The sequence below is a fragment of the Aquibacillus koreensis genome (assembly GCF_025154055.1).
Taxonomy (GTDB): domain Bacteria; phylum Bacillota; class Bacilli; order Bacillales; family Amphibacillaceae; genus Aquibacillus_C; species Aquibacillus_C koreensis.
Map to the genome: position 1 here is coordinate 16,242 of NZ_JAOALK010000058.1, position 16,642 is coordinate 32,883.

Annotated in this window: 14 protein-coding genes; 7 read left to right on the plus strand and 7 right to left on the minus strand. The window is 38.3% G+C overall.

Annotated elements, in window-relative coordinates; all coding sequences use genetic code 11:
- The first annotated feature begins 152 nt into the window (after positions 1 to 152).
- The 3 genes from NYQ66_RS18580 to NYQ66_RS18590 all read left to right on the plus strand — a co-directional run bounded on the left by NYQ66_RS18580 (position 153) and on the right by NYQ66_RS18590 (position 3,498).
- Positions 153 to 779: a YitT family protein gene (locus NYQ66_RS18580; protein ID WP_259871656.1), complete on the plus strand. Its 627-nt coding sequence runs from the start codon at positions 153 to 155 to the stop codon at positions 777 to 779.
- A 567-nt stretch (positions 780 to 1,346) separates the two neighbouring features.
- Entirely contained in the window at positions 1,347 to 2,786 is a 1,440-nt protein-coding gene (locus tag NYQ66_RS18585) for an amidase family protein (protein ID WP_259871657.1), read from the plus strand.
- Positions 2,787 to 2,898: 112 nt separating this feature from the next.
- Positions 2,899 to 3,498 (plus strand): hypothetical protein, encoded by a 600-nt coding sequence (locus tag NYQ66_RS18590; RefSeq protein ID WP_259871658.1) that lies wholly within the window; start codon positions 2,899 to 2,901, stop codon positions 3,496 to 3,498.
- A 266-nt stretch (positions 3,499 to 3,764) separates the two neighbouring features.
- Here NYQ66_RS18590 and NYQ66_RS18595 read toward each other — a convergent pair whose 3' ends face one another.
- Positions 3,765 to 5,117, minus strand: coding sequence for an MATE family efflux transporter (locus tag NYQ66_RS18595; RefSeq protein WP_259871659.1), 1,353 nt, complete (start codon positions 5,115 to 5,117; stop codon positions 3,765 to 3,767).
- A 202-nt stretch (positions 5,118 to 5,319) separates the two neighbouring features.
- Here NYQ66_RS18595 and NYQ66_RS18600 point away from each other — a divergent pair, with 202 nt between their 5' ends.
- From NYQ66_RS18600 to NYQ66_RS18615, 4 genes are all read left to right on the plus strand, one after another.
- Positions 5,320 to 6,822: an HD domain-containing phosphohydrolase gene (locus tag NYQ66_RS18600; RefSeq protein ID WP_259871661.1), complete on the plus strand. Its 1,503-nt coding sequence runs from the start codon at positions 5,320 to 5,322 to the stop codon at positions 6,820 to 6,822.
- Between the two features lie 53 nt (positions 6,823 to 6,875).
- Complete coding sequence (locus NYQ66_RS18605) at positions 6,876 to 7,106, plus strand: hypothetical protein (protein WP_259871662.1); 231 nt, start codon at positions 6,876 to 6,878, stop codon at positions 7,104 to 7,106.
- A gap of 172 nt (positions 7,107 to 7,278) precedes the next feature.
- Positions 7,279 to 7,443 (plus strand): hypothetical protein, encoded by a 165-nt coding sequence (locus NYQ66_RS18610; protein WP_259871664.1) that lies wholly within the window; start codon positions 7,279 to 7,281, stop codon positions 7,441 to 7,443.
- A 342-nt stretch (positions 7,444 to 7,785) separates the two neighbouring features.
- Positions 7,786 to 8,010, plus strand: coding sequence for a hypothetical protein (locus NYQ66_RS18615; protein ID WP_259871665.1), 225 nt, complete (start codon positions 7,786 to 7,788; stop codon positions 8,008 to 8,010).
- Positions 8,011 to 8,036: 26 nt separating this feature from the next.
- Here the strand turns inward: NYQ66_RS18615 and NYQ66_RS18620 are convergent, their stop codons facing one another.
- The 6 genes from NYQ66_RS18620 to NYQ66_RS18645 all read right to left on the minus strand — a co-directional run bounded on the left by NYQ66_RS18620 (position 8,037) and on the right by NYQ66_RS18645 (position 16,467).
- Complete coding sequence (locus NYQ66_RS18620) at positions 8,037 to 9,485, minus strand: aldehyde dehydrogenase family protein (RefSeq protein ID WP_259871667.1); 1,449 nt, start codon at positions 9,483 to 9,485, stop codon at positions 8,037 to 8,039.
- Positions 9,486 to 9,489: 4 nt separating this feature from the next.
- On the minus strand, positions 9,490 to 10,554 hold the full coding sequence (locus tag NYQ66_RS18625; protein WP_259871668.1) for a homoserine dehydrogenase: 1,065 nt from the start codon (positions 10,552 to 10,554) through the stop codon (positions 9,490 to 9,492).
- 15 nt (positions 10,555 to 10,569) lie between these two features.
- A complete protein-coding gene (locus NYQ66_RS18630; RefSeq protein WP_259871669.1) occupies positions 10,570 to 11,769 on the minus strand; it encodes a M20 metallopeptidase family protein in 1,200 nt (399 codons plus the stop codon).
- 163 nt (positions 11,770 to 11,932) lie between these two features.
- Positions 11,933 to 13,129 carry a cystathionine gamma-synthase family protein gene (locus NYQ66_RS18635; protein ID WP_259871670.1) on the minus strand — a complete coding sequence of 399 codons (1,197 nt, stop codon included), beginning with the start codon at positions 13,127 to 13,129 and terminating at the stop codon, positions 11,933 to 11,935.
- Positions 13,130 to 13,188: 59 nt separating this feature from the next.
- A complete protein-coding gene (locus tag NYQ66_RS18640) occupies positions 13,189 to 14,397 on the minus strand; it encodes a M24 family metallopeptidase (protein ID WP_259871671.1) in 1,209 nt (402 codons plus the stop codon).
- A gap of 390 nt (positions 14,398 to 14,787) precedes the next feature.
- Entirely contained in the window at positions 14,788 to 16,467 is a 1,680-nt protein-coding gene (locus NYQ66_RS18645) for a PucR family transcriptional regulator (protein WP_259871672.1), read from the minus strand.
- Positions 16,468 to 16,642: the final 175 nt, after the last annotated feature.

The following is a 16,642-nucleotide window of genomic DNA, read 5'->3' on the forward strand; positions in this document are numbered from 1 at the left end:
ATACCTTTTTGTATATAAACATTCTCCCTTATATTCTAACATTAAATATAGAAAAGTTTTTATAAAATTATTGCTTACACATTTTTAGTGGATGAACAAGTAGCTTGTATCATCTATTTTTCTTTATATAACTTTTAAAAAGGAGACAATATATGAAAAAGATATTATTTATACTTGTTGGTATTCTTTTAGTTAGTGTTGGTGTGACAATTCTTAAATTTTCTGAGATTGCTACCGGTGGAACAGCAGGATTAGCATTAAGCTTGTCTTATTTAACTCAGACACCTTTTTCACTGTTCTTCTTCCTTGTTAATATTCCATTTTATATTTTCTCCGTGCTACGAATGGGTTGGAAATTCACATTATCGACTATATTTGCCGTAAGTACCCTTTCCATTGTAACGACTTTTGATCAGTTTCTTCCTAGTTTTTCTGTACCAATTTGGTTAGGTGCAATCGTCGGCGGGGCAATTATTGGAGTAGGACTTTCTATCTTATTTGCGAATGGTTCTTCCTTAGGAGGAGCAAATATTTTAGCGTTATTCTTACACAAACGATATCAATTTAACCCAGGTAAAACAACTTTCCTATTTGACTTTATTGTTGTATTAACTAGTCTATATGCGGTTGGTTTTGTGAGAGGTTTAGCATCTGTCTTATCGATTGCTGTTACTTCAATGGTAATCAGTTACTTCAAAAACAGAATTGCAGAAAAACAAGAGCAACCTGCAAAAAATGAAAAATATAAAGTTGGCAGTGATGTAGCTGTTTCGCAATAATACATTCCGCGTCTATTCTAAATGGATAGACGCGGTTTTTCGTTATCATAGTTCTTCTCATGTCAGAATTGATATAAAATGCGACGTAACGCTAGTCTATTCTAGGATAACTCCCAGATTATAATTAGCTTAGATTCCTTTTTCGAGATCTTCCGGCATCATAACTGACATTTGATTCCCTTTTGAGCTCCTCCTTCATCCTTTCGGGCATCATAACCGGCATTTGATTCCCTTTTGAGATCCCCCGCGATCATTTCGGGCATCATGACCGACATTTGATTCCCTTTTGAGCTCCTCCGTCATCCTTTCGGGCATCATGACCGACATTTGATTCCCTTTTGAGCTCCTCCGTCATCCTTTCGGGCATCATAACCGGCATTTGATTCCTTTTCGAGCTCCTCCGTCATCGTTTCGGGCATCATGACTACTTTCTATTTGAATATAGATTGTTACGTCAAAGTTTATACAAATTCACCCATAAACCTCTAGCTTTTTCAAAAAAACTGACATCCCTATTTACATAAGCTAAACTAATTATACAAGATACTTTATCAGGAGGTTTTAAACTTGGACGAACTATTAAAATACGCAACTATACATGACATACAACTCGCTATGGAAGAAGGTGAGTTAACGTCCTTCCAATTAACAAAACTATACCTTGAAAGAATTGCAAAGTATGACAAACAAGGACTAATGATTAATGCGATTGCAGAGATAAACCCTGATGCACTCCATATAGCAGAAGCGCTTGATCAAGAGCGTGGATTAAGAGGTGCAAGAGGGCCGCTACACGGAATCCCCATATTGGTTAAAGATAATATCGATACTGGAGACCACATGCATACGACAGCTGGATCCATTGCACTTGAAAACCACTATGCAAAAGAAGACGCATTTGTAGCTAAACAATTAAGAGCAGCTGGAGCAGTGATCCTTGGCAAGGCCAACTTAACGGAATGGGCTAACTTTATGACAGAGGGAATGCCGAATGGCTATAGCTCGCGAGCCGGACAAGTGTTGAATCCTTATGGACCAGGAAAATTTGATGTTGGAGGTTCGAGTTCAGGACCTGGCGCTGCAGTGGCGAGTGGTTTTGCAACAGGGAGTATTGGAACAGAAACAAGTGGTTCTATCCTGAGTCCTGCAAGTAGTAATTCCCTCGTTGGGATTAAGCCAACCGTAGGGTTAATAAGCCGAACAGGTATTATACCAATTGCTCATAGCCAAGACACGGCTGGTCCAATGACTACAACAGTTACGGATGCGGCTATTGTACTTGGTGCATTGACAGGAATAGATATAAAAGATCCTGCAACATCGATCAGCGAAGGACAAGCATTAACTGATTACACGAAGCATCTAGTCTTAGAAGGTTTAAATGGTGCGAAAATTGGCGTCGACCGAACGTATCTGGAAGGGTTAGAGGACGAAGAGCTTACATTAGTAAACCAAGCAATAGCCGACCTGACTAAGTCAGGTGCTACCGTTACTGATCCCGTAAAAATCAAAACGAATCCGACTGACTATAGTGTTTTATTCCATGAGTTCAAGGTAGATTTAAACGCATATTTATCAAATGTGGCTTCACAGGTTCCTGTACATTCTCTTACAGAGCTTATTCAATATAATGAACAACACAAAGATAAAGCATTAGTGTATGGTCAAACGCTATTAACAGAGTCCGACAATACAAGTGGTACATTAACAGATCCGGCATATATTCATGCGCGTTTATCTGATTTACAATTATCCCGAACAGAAGGCATTGATGCGGTCATGTATGAACATCAATTAGATGCACTTTTATTTGTAAATAACTTCGGTGCTGGTATTGCAGCCAAAGCCGGCTATCCTTCGATTACTGTACCAGCCGGTTATACCTCAGACGGAAAGCCAGTCGGTATTACGTTCACCGGAAAGGCTTTTAGCGAAGGAAAATTATTGGAATTAGCGTATGCCTATGAGCAAATCACCATGCACAGACGTCAACCAAACTTATCCTAAATGATTCTTAGTACAATCACGTTTAGTTGTGATTGTACTTTTTGTTGCTTATGTGAAGTAATTCACATTATAATATAAATGGGGTTTTGGTAGATAAACAGAAAGGAGTACCATGAAACGTAAAAGCATTTTTACTTTTTCACTTATACTTGTCACATTATTTATTAGTATTGTTTTAATAGGAAGTGTAACAAAGCCTATCACAATACAGTCCTTAAAACAAATTCCTTTTCAAGATACTTATAATCAACCTGAGAATGCCTACATCGTTTATTTTTGGCAATCTGACTGTAAGTACTGTACGGAAATAGAAGACGATGTATTAGCTTTTGTTAAAAAATCCTCCACTCCAGTGTACCTTGTTGATATGAAAGAACAAGCTAACTCAGAAGCCTGGTATGATTGGGAGCAGCATCACCAACAGTATGATGTGATCGTTGGAGAAATAGTTGAGGGGGAAGAGGTAATTTATGAGGAAGTTGATCTCAACTCATATGCGGAAGACCCCGAGGTTCATTGGACTTTTTTAACCAATGACTCCAATCAAATCATTGCATCCCACAATACAGCCTTCGCAAATGACGCTCCTCAACAATTTAATGAAATAGAAGTAACTGGAACACCAACAATGATAAAAGTAACAAATCATACATTTGACCAGTATGTTGTCGGTGTGGAAGAGGTTAGCACATTGTTAGAAGTAAAAGAATAACGTTATCAATTAGCAAGCAGACTTCAACAGTACAAGGCTTTTATCTACCAACCCATGTACTTTAAATAAAACAAAGGACCATTTGTACGAGGTCTCCCTCATACAAATAGTCCTTCATTAGTGTTAAGCCTATACTTTTTATTTACGGCTAATGACTTCCCTTTATTATCTATTTTTCATCTTACAGCCTACTTTATCATACAGCCTGTAAGATACACATTTGTTTGTAAGATTTTCTGACGTAGTTTTTTCGAATGTGAAGGTGCTTATTTGCTTTCTTTCTCTTTAAAAATCTGCTTGTATTTCCAATTTCCATAACGATAATAAAGAAAAGCAAGCACACTACTAATGACAAAGCTGAGGCCCATCCCTATACCAATTCCGGTTTCTCCAAATAATGCTGATCCTACATACGTTAATGGATAGCGCAGGATCCAAAAAGAGATGAGATTTAAAGCAAGGACTTGATACATTGCCCCAGACGCACGGACGACTCCATTTAACACAAAATTAACACCAAGAAACGGATAGAAGAAAGCAATGATTGCTAAATACTTTCCACCAAACTGTACAGCCTCTGCATCTTGAATAAATAAGCGAATACCAAAATCCGCAAATAATACAATAACGATCGCAAGGATAAACATGATCAGGGCGTTGTACCAAAATCCGTACCAAGCTATTTTTTTAACCCGATCCCACTTTTGGACTGCTATGTTTTGCCCTGCCATACTATTTACCGCTGTACCTAGCGCATGTGCAGGTAACATAAACAAACTATCTAAGCGTTGTGCAGCACTAAAACCAGCAACCACATCTTCCCCGTGCGAAGTAACGACACTCATAATTGCTGCAATCCCTGCTGAAATGACCGACATCTGCAATCCAGATGGAATTCCTAAGTGTAAAATTAATTTAACCTCATCCCATTTTGGTAAATACGGGATGGAGAATGGCGCCAGTTTTTTTCGAAGTACAAAATAGATGCCGTAAAGAAAGGCAATTCCTTGTGAAGCAACGGTAGCATACGCCGCCCCATCTACTCCCCAGTTAAAAACAGAGATGAACAGAGGGTCTAATATAATATTTAATATTACTGCCAATAGAACAAAGCGCATTGGTGTTTTACTATCTCCAAGTGCTCTTAGCACTGTTCCGATAAAGTTATACCCTAACAGGAACAAAATGCCCAACGCATTAATTTTAAGGTAGCCAGTGGCACTATCAAGCATTGATTCTGGTGTTCCTAGCAGACGTAAAATTGGCTCAGCTACTAAATATCCAACCATCCCTAATACAATCGCCATAAAAAATAAAGTAACGACAAATGCATTTAGATAATCCTTTAGCCCCTGATCATCGTCTTTTCCCTTTTGTTGGGACAAGACGGTTAGTGTTGTATTATTTATTCCAATAATGAAAGAAAGAATCGTGAAAATCACTGTACTAGAAACCGCAACCGCTCCTAAGGCATTCGCCCCTAATAGGTTTCCCACCCAAATACTATCTGCAAACTGATAAGATACTTGCAGTAATTGGGTGAACATTATTGGACCAGAAAACAATACAAGTTGTTTCGGTATATTTCCACTCGTAAAGTCTTGTTGACTCTTCCTCATACTTTTTTCTCCCTTGCATGTCGACTTTTCACTTCGGTGCCATTTTACCACGCCTGCACGTTTAGACACATCTAATATGTCCACTATTATGGGATTCGATTGCGGCTTATCTATTTCCTTTGTACCGATTTACAAGTAAAATAGATTAGTATAATATTCCTATTAAAAAGTTAGGTAAGTTTTTTAAGAAAGCGGGAGCAACATGATTTATAAAAAGTTTCAATATCGGTTGATGGGCAATTACTTAATCGGCTCTTTTATTGCCGTGGTTATATTTGGTTCTGTTTTTATTACACAAACACTCCAAATACCACAAAATGATATGGACATTCTAGTAGGTATTTTACTTATATCCATTTTCACAATGATCACGTCTGAAGGAATCGCGTTTCATTATCACATTAAACCCATTAAACATGTGATGAAAATAGACACTGCACCATTAGAGGAACTGAGACACGCATACTCTCGCGTATTACGTTTTCCAACGTTAACGTTTATTCGGATTTTATTGCCGCATTTATTAGGGTTGGCGATTCCTTCCACTATGCTAACGTTTGCTTTTGTTGCGAATGGTTCTTTATCTATACCTTATTATTACATTGGTTTTGCATGGATCGGTGCCTTTTTAATCGCTTTGATTCATGGAATTATCGAGTTCTTATTAGCAACAAGTGCAATTAAACCATTGTTAAAAGCATTAAAGGATCAAACACTTGTGCTCTATAACGTTGATCTGTCCTTAGAAGATTATGTGTTACTTTCGATCCGAAAGAAATTTTTCTTTAGTATTTTATTAATTGGAATCTTTCCTATATTGTTATATAGCTTGGCGTCATTTATTTATCTTTTTCAATCGTACCCTGCTATTGTCAAAGAATACTGGCAATGGTCCGGCATCATTATATTACTAGTTTCTATTATCTCGTTTTACTTCTCTATACTACTAACAAGAGAAGTACAACAGCCTATCCAACAACTCCAACATGGAATGCATAATGTACAAAATGGCCAAAAATCCTACCTGGAAGGCTTTTATTCTGATGAATTTTCCACCCTAATTAGTGGCTTTAACCATATGGCAAAATCTATTCATGATAAAGAAGCACAAAATGAAGAACTTCTAGAGAGTATATTTACTATTTTCGCCGCTACTTTAGATGCAAGAGATCCTTATACTGCCGGACACTCTATACGCGTTGCAAATTATGCAACAGAGATTGGAGAGAGGTTTGGGCTTGGGAAAGAGGATTTAGATATACTTCGCAAATCCGCCTTACTACATGACATAGGTAAAATAGGCATTAGGGATCAAGTCCTCTTAAAAGATGGCAAACTAACTGATGAAGAATTTGATCAAATTAAATTACACCCTTCGATTGGTGCTGATATCCTTCATCAAATACAACCAAAAGAAGCAATGCTAACACTTATTCCTGGCGTCAAATATCATCATGAACGATTTGATGGAAAAGGTTATCCAGAGGGATTAACGGGCGAAAAAATCCCAGTATTTGGCCGAATCTTAGCCGTTGCAGACGCCTACGATGCGATGACATCTAACCGTCCTTACCGGAAAGGAATGGCCGAGCACGTTGCTCTAAACATTATAGAAGAAGGTAAGGGGACACAATGGGATCCAACATTTGCGGAAATATTTATTCAAATAGAACGAAACAGAATATCCGTTAAGGTAGATTCATAGAATATGTACCAACACGCATTAGTCTAAAATGGGCTAATTGTTGGAGGGTCACAATGGAAACATTCTTAAGAGGTAGCCTTTATATTACTGTTGGGGTAATTTTCCTTTTATTATTTGCTATTATTACTGACATTCGGTTAAACATTCCTTATTTTTTGTTCATCCCTTTTGTTTTATTTGCCTTTTTAATAGCTAGTAAAAAAGCAAATCTTGAAGGTGGAGATGGCGGTGGAGTGACTGATCATAGTGGGTATAGTTACAATGAAAGCGGAGAAGACGAGTGACTCAGGATTATAATCCTCAAGAGTCTTGTCTACTCCGTTTTTTTCACTAAGAAGTATCATTTATTGGGAAAAAGAGCTCGCTGTTCATATTTTACGTAAGAAAAGCTTACAAAACTGATGTAACATAATTGCTATACCCTTATACTATGAAGTACAGAAAGGAGTTCCTCACATGTCCTACTTAAAAGAAGCAATTGAAAAACAACGAAGGCATCTATTGTATGCATTAACCCAAAAAGGTGCAACACTTACTGAGGATGTATATCAAAAAAACCTTGGAGAATTGGTGGAAGCGTATCAAAAAATGACAATAACGAAGGAACAGGATGCCTTCTAATTTTTTCTATAGGTTTTTGCTTTCCAGTTTTACTACTTCTCATTTATTTCCCCCTTTCTACTATACTTGAGTTGCCTTCACTCTAAAAGGCAACTCCTACTTTTATATGTTTACCCTTTGCATAACATATTGAACGCTTATTAGACCATGTAAGTTAATGGTACGTGAGTCAAACACCCAAACCATTTTTTTATTATTCATTTTCTACCTATTTTTCTTTATGGACAGACACGAAATTGTCAGAAATTCATATAATAAGATTGTTTAGTAACGGAATAAATTGGTAATACTGAGAATTAATAAACCGCTTTCATTAATAATCTAAAGAAAGAGTGATGTACAGTGGGCTTTCTGAGAGATGCCGTCGAGAAACAAAAGGAATTGCTAATCAGCGAATTAGAGAGAGATGGAAAAGTATCTCCGAATAACAAGGAGCTACATAGTAAAACCATCTCTGAACTTATTCACGATCATGAAGAATTTGTTATCATGAATCACCGAAATAACTATAACTCTTTAAAATTCAATAAATCCATTCATATTAAAAAGAAGCCTAATCCCAGTTAGGCTTCTTTTTTCTAACCCTATATACTCTATAAAAGTTGCTGTTGTAATCGAAAGCTAACTACTTTTTCCTCTGTCATAGCCTCAACGGCTGAGCGAACACCTTCCCTGCCTAGACCTGAGTTTTTCACACCACCAAATGGCATTGCATCAATGCGGTAATCACTACTATCGTTTACCATAACCCCACCTACGTGTAAGTTCTGTATGGTGTAATAGGCTTTGTTAATATCTGAAGTAAATACACCCGCTTGTAAACCGTAGTCAACATCATTTGCTCTTTCAACCGCTTCATTGACGTTTTCGACTTGATAGATTAATACAACCGGGCCAAAGATCTCTTCGTTAGCAATCTTGCAGCTATTTGGTACATCCGTTAAAATCGTAGGATCATAGAATGTCCCTTTACGAACACCGCCAGCTTGTAAGGTAGCACCGGATTGGACTGCCTCATCTACCCATTCTTCTACACGTTTTGCTTCCTTCTCGTTAATTAAGGGTCCCATATCTGTTAACTCATCTAATTTATCACCTACGCGTAATTCCTTGGTCCGCGCTTTAAACTCCTCTAAGAAAGATGCGTAAATATCTTTTTCGACATAAATTCTTTGTACACCGATACAATTTTGACCTACTGCCGAGAATGCACCTGATACACATGATTTCACTGCATCATGAAAATCTGCATCACTTAAAACAATGACTGGTGAATTAGAGCCTAACTCCATGTTCACTTTCTTAATACCAGCTTGATGCGCAATTCTTTCACCTGCATCGACCCCGCCAGTAAAGGAGATCATTTTGACGTACGGATGGGTAATTAATGTTTCTCCAATTTCTCTGCCTGATCCTGTTATAACGGAAAGGATCCCAGCAGGAAGACCCGCTTTCATAAATGCTTCTGCAAGAAGTAATGCACTTAACGGCGTTACGGAGGCTGGCTTCACTACAACAGCATTTCCTGCTGCGATGGCAGGGCCTACTTTGTGTGCAACCAAGTTTAATGGATCATTAAAAGGTGTTATCGCACCAACTACGCCAATAGGAAAGCGATAGCTATACCCTACACGATTCTCACTTCCTTCACTTTGATCAAAGTTAATGGTTTGCCCATTAATTCTTCTCGCTTCTTCGGCGCTTATTCGAATCGTTTGAATCGAGCGTGTTACTTCCCCTCTTGCTTCATTAATTGTTTTACTTCCTTCTAATGCTATCGTTTCTGCAAATCTTTCTTTGTGTTCCTCCATATATGCCGCAGCTTTATTTAAAACACGAATACGATCATGTGTTGGCCATGCATGCATCGTTTGGTATGCTTTATGCGCTTTGTCTATCGCTAATAGCATCTCACTCTCCGAAGCTTTTGGGACTCTAGCAATCACCTGATTATTTTGTGGATTATAAACCTCAAAGGATCGATCTGACTCAATCCATTGACCCGCTAATAACATTTTTTCATGTTTCACTTGTAGTTTCACACCATCACCCTCCTTCAATTTTTGTTAGGGCGCTTTGTCTATGAAAGTGAATAATATCAATTAACAACGAGTAACCTGTTTCCGTTAATCCGGCACCAGCACCTGTTAAAAGAATCGGACCGGATAAATCACATTCATATAGAATGGCATTTGTTGCACCTGTTACTCCTGCGAGAGGATCGTCTACATCAACTAACTCCGGTTGCACGGAAGCTGTTACCGTTCCATCCTCTTGCCTTGTAATTCTAGATAACAACTTCCACTTTTTGTCGTTATCTACAGAATCTTTTACCTTATCCATTGTCATTTCTGTTATTCCTTCGCAGTAAATCTCATTTGCATCCAAAGGAGCGCCCATTAGATAGTTAGCTAGAATAGCTGTTTTATATCTAGCATCATAGCCTTCTACATCACTTGTTGGGTCTGCTTCCGCATAGCCTAAACTTTGCGCTTTCTCAAGCGCCTCTTCATATGACTTCCCTTTTTCCATTTCCGTTAAAATATAATTCGTTGTACCATTTAAAATACCTTTTATCTCTGTAATCTCGTTTCCTGCTAACGTCGTTACTGGCATTCTTAATGCTGGAGTACCGCTCATCACTGTTCCTTCAAATCCCCAGAACACACCATTTTCTTCTGCTAGTTTAGCTAATGCATTGTAAGCAAGTGCAACCGGCCCTTTATTTGTCGTCACCACACTCTTTTTATTTTCAAATGCTGATCGAATGTGATCGATCGCTGGTTGCCCTGTTTCTACATCTGTAAATGTAACTTCTACAATTACATCAGCATTGGACTTTTTGATTGTTTCAAAGCTATCCCAACCCCTAATTAATCCAGGTGTTTGTGGATAATCTTCTACTTTTCCCGTTTCCTCTACTACATGGAGTAACTGATCGACATCAAGTCCTTCTGGATGATAGATCGAACCTTTCATTACATCCGTGACAGCTACAATTTTAGACTCGAATCCATAATTAGATGATAAGCTACTCTTTCTTTCCTTCAATAAACGTGCTAAAGCCTGCCCAACGCCACCAAACCCGATAAACGCTATATTGGTACTCATTTAGAGTCACCTCCATCATGATCGTTCCGTTAGTCGATGTGCACATTCCGTTAAGAGCGCTACACCAATTGGTAATGCATCTTCATTAATCATAAAATCTGGATTATGAAGGTTAGATTCTTTGATATTTTCTTTTGCACAGCCAAGGAAAAACATTGCACCAGGAATTTCTTTGGTGATATGACCAAAATCCTCTCCACCCATTCCAAAAGGCTCTTCGAAAATAGTCATCGATGGATATATTTCTTTCGCTACACTCGTAATTAAATCCGTAATAGCTGGATCATTATCTAATGCCGGTTCACCATGTTCGATTTCTAAATCATACGATCCACTTAGTGGCTCCACTACCTTAGCAATGGATTCCAACTCTTGAATCAACTGATTACGGACGTCATTGGTATAGGAACGTAATGTTCCTATAATTGTAACGGTATCTGGAATGACATTAGCCGTTGTACCACTTTTTATTTCACCAACACTAATCGTACCAACCTCAAGTGGATTCATTTTTCTACTAATCAAGCTATACATACCTTGTAGTACGAAGCTAGACATCCAAATCGGGTCGTGTCCTTGATGTGGATAACCACCGTGACTTCCCTTGCCATGAATAACGAGGGTAAAGTTATCGATATTTGCCATGCTAGGCCCTTTATTCACCTGTATATCTCCTGCATATCGCCACGGGCAAACATGAAGAGCGATAGCAGATTCTATATCGTTGATGACGCCTGACTTCAATACGTATGGCGCACCTGTTAGTCCATGTTCATCAGCACTTTCTTCTGCGGGTTGAAACAGGAGTTTAATTGTTCCATACAGTCTGTTCGCTTTCTTATCCTCTACTAATAGCTTTGCCGCACCTAAAAGCATTGCCATATGCGCATCGTGCCCACAAGCATGCATAATGCCAGGGTGCTCCGATGCAAATTGAACACCTGTACTTTCGGTAATGGGTAGCGCATCCAAGTCTGCTCTTAACCCTATAACAGGGCCGCTTCCTCCAGAGATGGTTGCGACAACACCAAAGCCTGCTACACCCGTCTGTATATCTGTTACACCAATTTGTTTCAGTATTGCTTGGATAAATGCACTTGTATTTTTCTCTTGAAAGCTAAGCTCTGGATATCTGTGTAAGTGTCTGCGCCAATCGACTAAATGGGCTGTGATCATCTCTGACCTTGCTTTTATATCTAAACTTTCCTGTTGCAAAGGAGCACCCTCCTCTCATAGCTACTTATATGAAAATCCCCCATTCGCTCTTTGGTGGATGTGTTAGTCCCTAAAGGGATGACCATGGCCTTTTTTCTTATACTTTGTACTTCATACTTTTCACTACGTCGATTACACTACTTCGTTAAAAATTTATGCTTTCTTAATGTACAAAAAGATCTTTCGGTAATGATTGGAACGCTTGCTCTAAATCGGCAATAAGATCTTCACTGTCCTCGATACCAGCTGAGTAACGTATGAGTCCCTCAGGAATTCCCATTGCTGCTCTTTCTTCTGGTGTACACTCCACGTGACTCGTTGTTCTTGAAGGTCCGACTACTGTTTCAACTGAACCAAGATTCGCCGCTTTATTCGCATATTTTAATTTCGGCAATAGGTGTCGAAGTGTATCTACTCCACCTTTAACCGCAAAGCTCAACATGCCACCAAAATCTCTCATTTGCTCTTTTGCGATGTCATGCCCTGGATGATTTTCTAAACCTGGGTAAAATACGTCTTCCACAATATCAACCGTTTGTAAATATCGTGCAACCGCCATGGCATTTTCACACTGTTTATCAATGCGAAGCTTTAAAGTCTTCATACCTCTTAAAAGAAGATAAGCTGCCATCGGGTCTAATGTTGCACCGTTAATTTCACGATAGTGGTAAATGGCATCGACTAATTCTTTATCGCCACAAACGGATCCGCCTAACGCATCTGCGTGCCCACCTAAAAATTTTGTAGCACTATGAATCACTAAGTCTGCCCCCATTTCCAGTGGGTTTTGATTCACTGGTGTAGCAAATGTATTATCAACAATAACAATTGCTCCTACCGCTTTACCTGCCTTAGCCATTCGCTCGATATCCGTGATTTTGACGGTTGGATTTGTTGGACTTTCTAGATAAAGGACCTTACAACCTTTTGCTACCTCTTTTTCAATCGCTTCATGATCACCCGTATCACAAAGCTCAACATCTATTTTTTGTTTCGGTAAAAACTCTGTAAAAATCTTATTTGTTCCTCCATACGTATCTTTAATAGATACGACTCTGTCACCAGGATAAAGCAATGTTCCTAGCGTATTACTAATTGCTGCCATTCCTGTCGAAAAACTAGTTGCTGCTTCAGCGCCTTCTAGATCACGTATTTTTTCTTCAAAGGCCTGCACAGTTGGATTTGTATTTCTCCCATATATATGACCCTGTTTTTTTCCTATTGCAACGTCATACCATTCGTCCATATCATCATACCCAAATGATACACTGTGAACGACAGGTACCTGTGTTGCCCCGAATGCTAACGAATCCTTTTCCCCTGCCCAGATTGCACGTGTCGAAAATTTTGGATTTCCCATCACTATACATCCTCCTCTTTCCTTACATTACCTTGCTAATAAAAGCATTGAATGCTATATTAACTAATCCTTCCCCCATGTCGATTCATATCAAAGGGGTCTTGAATGATTAGCTCTCTTGGATAGTCACAGAATGTTTCGCAACCTTTTTCTGTAACACGAAAAGATTCACTGATTTCAATTCCGTAATCATCAAACCATAATGCTGGAATTAAATGAAAAGTCATATTTGGTTTGATGATTGTGCTGTCTCCACGACGGATACTAGCTGTATGCTCTCCCCAATCAGGTGGGTAGTTAAGACCAACCGAATAACCAAGTCTTGCCTCTTTTTCAATTCCATGTTTCTTTAAACTATTTCTCCAGACACTTTCCACTTCCCCACATGTCATCCCTGGCTTTACCGAATCCAGTACTTCATTTAATCCATTTACAACAATCGGGGTAATTTCTTGCAACTTATTCGATGGTTTTCCTAATGAAACCGTTCGCGCTAAAGGAACGTGATAGCGTTTATAACATCCTGCTAATTCCACAATGACAGATTCGCCCTCTTTAAATGTTCGATCGGACCATGTAAGGTGAGGTGCACCCGTGTTTTCACCTGCAGGAAGTAAAGGAACGATTGCCGGATAGTCACCACCATGCTCTTTTGTTCCACTAACTACTTCATAATAAATCGTAGCTGCTGCATCACATTCTCGGACACCTGTTCGGATACTCTTTGCACCTTCAGTCATTGCTTTATCTGCTATTTCTGCAGCTCTTTTCATGTATTCAATTTCTTGGTCTGATTTAATGATCCTTACATAATTCACTAATAAATCAGCATCTTTGAAAATTGCATTTGGTAAACTTCTTTGCAGTCTTTCGTATGCCTTAGCAGTGAAATAGTAATTGTCTTTCTCCACTCCTACATAACGATTACCATGTCCGATTTGTTTTAAAATTTCTCCAATAAAATCCATCGGGTGATACGTTTCCGATTGCACATAATAATCTGGATACGGAATGATATTGTCATCGTAAATCCAAGTAGTTGCTCTAGCACCATTCGCATCTTGGTAACGCCCTATCCATAACGGTTGGGGCTCATCGATGATAATTACTAACATCTGATGGACATAAAACGACCATGCATCGTAACCAGATAAATAATTCATGTTAGCGGGGTCCGTTATGAGTAAGACATCAATTCCACTTTCCGCCATCCTTTGCTTTGTCTTACTTAAACGGTCTTGATATTCAACAATGTCAAAAGAAAGCATTGTTTCACCCCTCCTCTTTCATACGAGATTAGAAATATTGTGTTGATACTATACTATTAAAATCGTGATCCCTTCGTAATGTTAAAATTGTATGAAAATTCAATTAAATACTTATACAACATTTTTGTTTGTTTTCCGTTAAATAATGTCTTTTTGAGTCATTTACCTGTTTAAAAGATGAATTTACTCTCTTTTATTCTATTATTCATACCATTACCCATAAATCCTTCTCCCTATATAGCACGCTTCCCTCTCTATCGAATTGGTAAACACCGCGCAACCTCGTTGCTTTCTAGAGCATAAAATAAGTGAAGACGCAAATAACCCCCAACAATTCTGTACAGTTGGGGGTGATCTTACATTATAAGAGACATAACATCATACTTTGGACTATTCCAATTTTTTCAACATCCACAAGCGAATGCTTAATTCTAATAAAAATGAATCGTCCGAATCAATTAATGATAAGTGCGTTAGCGATTCTATATTTCGTAAACGGTGTAGGAGCGATTGTCTATGCAAATTCAGTGCTCTTGCCGTTTGACTTACATTCCCTTTGTATTTGTTATAAATAACAAACGTATGAATCAGATCAGTTTGCCGTTTCTTATCATAATCTACTAACGGTTGAATGGTATCTTTCACGATCGATGCTATTTCACTTTTTTTTGAGATATTCATCAGTAAACGATTAATTTTTGTGTCTTCAAAAAAAGTGCGCTCGCCACGTCCATGCTGTTGGATTCCAATCTCCATGGTAGTTCGCGCCTCTTCATACCCTTCATAAAAAGCAAAGTTGTTTTGTTTTTCTGTCGCAACTCCCCACGATAATACAACTCCTGTTAATAGCTCACTTAACCTTCTTTCCATCGTATCTAAAAATTGATTGACTGTTTCCACATACGCTTCGTCTCCACCCTCTAAGTAAATAATAACGAGGTCTTCATCAAACGTAGTCATCGTTCTCTTTTTAAAAAGCTTACCTGCATAGGTAATTTCTTTTTGAACATAGTAATTGAAACTTTGAAGTGAAGAGCTCTTATCGGGGTGATCATACTTACTTTCGTGTTCCCTATTAGGAATTTCGATATCTCCAACTAGACAAATATAAGGTTTACTTAGATCATAGCCCAGTAATTTGCCTTTTGATAATACCTGATGATCTACTTGCTCTTTCTGTTTCGCCAGATTTAGGACAAAATTATCCTTTAGACGAATTTCCGTTAATTCAATTGCATTTTCTTTTACAAAGTAAAGTGCACATGCTGTTAGCGCATGCTCCAATACATTCATAACAAACCACGATAACATTTTTTTCTGCTTTGGTTGAAATAAGAGGTATCCTTGTATTTTATGGTTGTTAATAATTTGAAGTTCAAAGAAGGATTCATCATTAATGGTGCATTTTTTCATATGATAATATAGTGGATGATCACTGAACTGCACATCAGTTAGAGGCGTTTTTAGTTGAAGATCATTGTTCTCGGTCCGTACATACTCCTGAAGTTCTTTCTCATCTATTTTTCTCGATGCACGTAATTCACCAGTTTGATCTGTTATTGCTAAAGGTATTTGAATATGTCTATAAATCGTATGCGCTATTTCCTTTAATCCTTTATCCTGCAGCACGCAATCAATCAGTTGTTGTCTTACCCGGTCTGCTTTTTGCCTTTCTCCTTGCCGCACTTCTGTTATTTTTTCCATTACCGTTTGAAGTACATCTGCAAATCGCACCTCCCAGGGAAGGTCAATAATAATGAAATCTTTCTCTGCTGCCATTTGCAAGATTCGATCAGGAATATCAAAAATATAACGCCCCGTAGCTATAGCTAACACAGACGCCCCCGATTTTATAATATCACGCACAAAATTCTCCAGTTGTTCTGGGTCACTTTCACACCCAATTCCTGTGCTTAGAACAAATTCGTTTTTTCTTACAAAGTTTTCCACAGGTGTTTCAATTACAGAAACCCACTCCACTTGCTTATGGTCCATCACATTTTTCCCGGCTTTGACTTTGGCATTGTTCATAACCTGTAAATGAACAACATCACACACACTTAATCCCATAAGTCTCACCTCACTCTTTCCATAGATTCATTCCTTTCTCCTAAGACAAGCATCAGAGATATTCATCTAATGCTAGTTTAGTATAATGGTAAGTTAGATACAAAACTTATGTGATAAATATGTCACGCAAGTCTTTCACCTTATATTTCTATTCAACAATGGAAGGCTTTATAAC

Excerpts from the sequence above, each read along its gene's own strand:
- NYQ66_RS18580 (WP_259871656.1), top strand. The coding sequence starts at position 153 with ATGAAAAAGATATTATTTATACTTGTTGGTATTCTTTTAGTTAGTGTT.
- NYQ66_RS18600 (WP_259871661.1), top strand. The coding sequence starts at position 5,320 with ATGATTTATAAAAAGTTTCAATATCGGTTGATGGGCAATTACTTAATC.
- NYQ66_RS18645 (WP_259871672.1), bottom strand. The coding sequence starts at position 16,467 with ATGGGATTAAGTGTGTGTGATGTTGTTCATTTACAGGTTATGAACAAT.
- NYQ66_RS18605 (WP_259871662.1), top strand. The coding sequence starts at position 6,876 with ATGGAAACATTCTTAAGAGGTAGCCTTTATATTACTGTTGGGGTAATT.
- NYQ66_RS18640 (WP_259871671.1), bottom strand. The coding sequence starts at position 14,397 with ATGCTTTCTTTTGACATTGTTGAATATCAAGACCGTTTAAGTAAGACA.
- NYQ66_RS18635 (WP_259871670.1), bottom strand. The coding sequence starts at position 13,129 with ATGGGAAATCCAAAATTTTCGACACGTGCAATCTGGGCAGGGGAAAAG.
- NYQ66_RS18610 (WP_259871664.1), top strand. The coding sequence starts at position 7,279 with ATGTCCTACTTAAAAGAAGCAATTGAAAAACAACGAAGGCATCTATTG.
- NYQ66_RS18595 (WP_259871659.1), bottom strand. The coding sequence starts at position 5,117 with ATGAGGAAGAGTCAACAAGACTTTACGAGTGGAAATATACCGAAACAA.
- NYQ66_RS18590 (WP_259871658.1), top strand. The coding sequence starts at position 2,899 with ATGAAACGTAAAAGCATTTTTACTTTTTCACTTATACTTGTCACATTA.
- NYQ66_RS18625 (WP_259871668.1), bottom strand. The coding sequence starts at position 10,554 with ATGAGTACCAATATAGCGTTTATCGGGTTTGGTGGCGTTGGGCAGGCT.